Here is a 2303-nt window from a genome sequence, read left to right as displayed (position 1 = left end):
GGCCGCGGCCGCCGTCACGTCGTAGACCTGCCGAAAGCGCAGCTCCGCGGTCTGGCCGACCAGGTCGACCACGTCGTTGCGGCCACGCCCGGGGACGGAGATCTCGATCTGGTTACCGGTGCGGTGAACCTCGGACTCGGCGACACCGAGGCCGTCGACCCGCTGCCGGATGATGTCCACGGCCTGGTTGATGGCGCCGGAGTCGACGCGCGTACCGGTGGTGGCCTTGGGCGTGAGAATCACGCTCGTGCCGCCCTGGAGGTCGAGGCCGAGGCGGGGAGTCCAGTTCCCGGTGATGGCCATCAGGCCGTAGAGAACGGCGGCCAGAGCGGCGAGGACCCCCAGCCGGATCCAGTCGGAGTTCCCCGCGGAAACCCGTGCCGAGCGGCGTGCCACGTGCGAGTCCCTTCCTCACGCACCGGGTGACCGGCGCTGGTTCGCCTCGCCGTTGCCCGGAGCGGCGCTGCTCAACGTACCCGAACGAATGTCACCGAGGGTACGTTCCAAGCCCCCCGCGGTGACGCGGCGCCGCCTCACAGCTCCTTGCGTGGTGACCTGGGCGCGTCCGGCTCCTGGCCGGCCACCTCGCCGTCCGGGCCGGCCGGCGCCGCCGGTCCGTCGGCGTCGGTCGCGGCCTCGGCTCGGTCCTCCTCGCCGTCCGCGGTGTCCTGCTCGCCGACGTCGCCATCGGTCGCCACCGCCGGCGTGACCACCCGCACGACCGCGTTGCTGGCGAACCGGCAGACGACGTCGGGGGCGACCTCCAGCAGCACGTCGCCGTCGTCCAGTTCCACGACCGTCGCGTAGAGGCCGGCGGTGGTGACCACGAGGGCGCCGGGCATCAGCTTGGAGACCTGCTCCTGCTGGGTCCGGGCTCGGCGGCGCTGGATCGTGAAGATGTAGACGACGGCGAGCACGATGATCAGCGGAAGGATGAACCCACCGATCGAACTGCCTCCGCCATCGCCGGCCGCGGTCGCCGCTGTTACAAGTCCGTGCACGTCCTGCCCTCCAGAGGTGTTGCGGCGATCGTACGTATCCCACCGCTGCCGTCGGTGGGCAGGGCCACACTGCCCGGTTTGCGGCCGGTCCCGTCGGCCGGATCCGGCGCCGGTCGGCGCCCCCGGTCAGTCGCCGTCGAGGCCGGTCAGTCGCCGTCGAGGCCGGTCAGTCGCCGTCGAGGAACAGCGTGGCCTGGCTGCGGCCGAGCGGGTCGGCCACCGCGGCGACACCGAGGTGCTCGAACGCGGCGGGCGTGGCCATCCGCCCGCGGGCCGTGCGGATCAGCAGTCCGGCGCGCAGCAGGAACGGCTCGGCCACGTCCTCGACCGTCTCGGGTTCCTCCCCCACCGACACGGCGAGCGTCGTGAGCCCCACCGGCCCGCCGCCGAACCGGGTGACGAGCGCCTCCAGCACGGCCCGGTCGAGGCGGTCGAGACCGAGCCCGTCGACGTCGTAGACGCGCAGCGCCGCCTGCGCGGTCACCAGGTCGACCACACCGTCCGCGCGCACCTCGGCGTAGTCCCGCATGCGGCGCAGCAGGCGGTTGGCGATACGCGGGGTGCCCCGGGAGCGACCCGCCACCTCCGCCGCGCCCTCGGCGGTGAGGGAGACACCAAGCAACCGGGCCGAGCGGGTCAGCACCCGGGCGAGTTCGTCCGGATCGTAGAAGTCCAGGTGCGCGGTGAAGCCGAAGCGGTCGCGCAGCGGCCCGGTCAGCAGCCCGGAGCGGGTCGTCGCTCCGACCAGGGTGAACGGCGCGACCTCCAGGGGAATCGCGGTGGCGCCGGGACCCTTGCCGAGGATCACGTCGACGCGGAAGTCCTCCATCGCCGAGTAGAGCAGCTCCTCCGCCGGGCGGGCGATGCGGTGGATCTCGTCGAGGAAGAGGACCTCGCCGGCAGACAGCGAGGTGAGGACGGCGACGAGGTCACCGGCACGCTCGATCGCCGGCCCGCTGGTGATCCGCAGCGGCGCCCCCAGCTCCTCCGCCATGATCATGGCGAGGCTCGTCTTACCGAGCCCGGGAGGCCCGGACAACAGGACGTGGTCCGGCGGGCGGCCCCGGGCTCGGGCCCCCTCCAGCATGATCGACAGCTGCTCGCGGACCTTGCGCTGACCGACGAACTCCGCCAGCGTGCGCGGCCGCAGACCGGCTTCGAACGCCCGCTCCTCGGCGTTGGCGACCGCCGAGACGAGTCCCTCGTCAGCCATCGGCGCCGTGCCCCGGCCCGCCGACCGCCACGCGAGCCGGCACCGGCCCGACCGCGCCCGTCATCGCCGCAGCACCGCGAGGCTGGCCC

Annotated in this window: 2 protein-coding genes and 1 pseudogene; all 3 read right to left on the bottom strand. The window is 73.4% G+C overall.

What is annotated here, in order from left to right:
- Window positions 1-396: pseudogene (locus MXD58_RS29465) on the bottom strand (protein translocase subunit SecD); the annotation flags it as partial.
- 137 nt (window positions 397-533) lie between these two features.
- Complete coding sequence (gene yajC / locus MXD58_RS29460) at window positions 534-1001, bottom strand: preprotein translocase subunit YajC (RefSeq protein ID WP_248840213.1); 468 nt, start codon at window positions 999-1001, stop codon at window positions 534-536.
- Window positions 1002-1167: 166 nt separating this feature from the next.
- Window positions 1168-2214 carry a Holliday junction branch migration DNA helicase RuvB gene (gene ruvB, locus MXD58_RS29455; protein ID WP_248840212.1) on the bottom strand — a complete coding sequence of 349 codons (1047 nt, stop codon included), beginning with the start codon at window positions 2212-2214 and terminating at the stop codon, window positions 1168-1170.
- Window positions 2215-2303 lie beyond the last annotated feature (89 nt).

Origin of the sequence: Frankia sp. AgKG'84/4 (assembly GCF_023242965.2) — a bacterium.
Taxonomy (GTDB): Bacteria; Actinomycetota; Actinomycetes; order Frankiales; family Frankiaceae; genus Frankia.
This window is presented reverse-complemented; position numbering and strand designations above follow the sequence as displayed.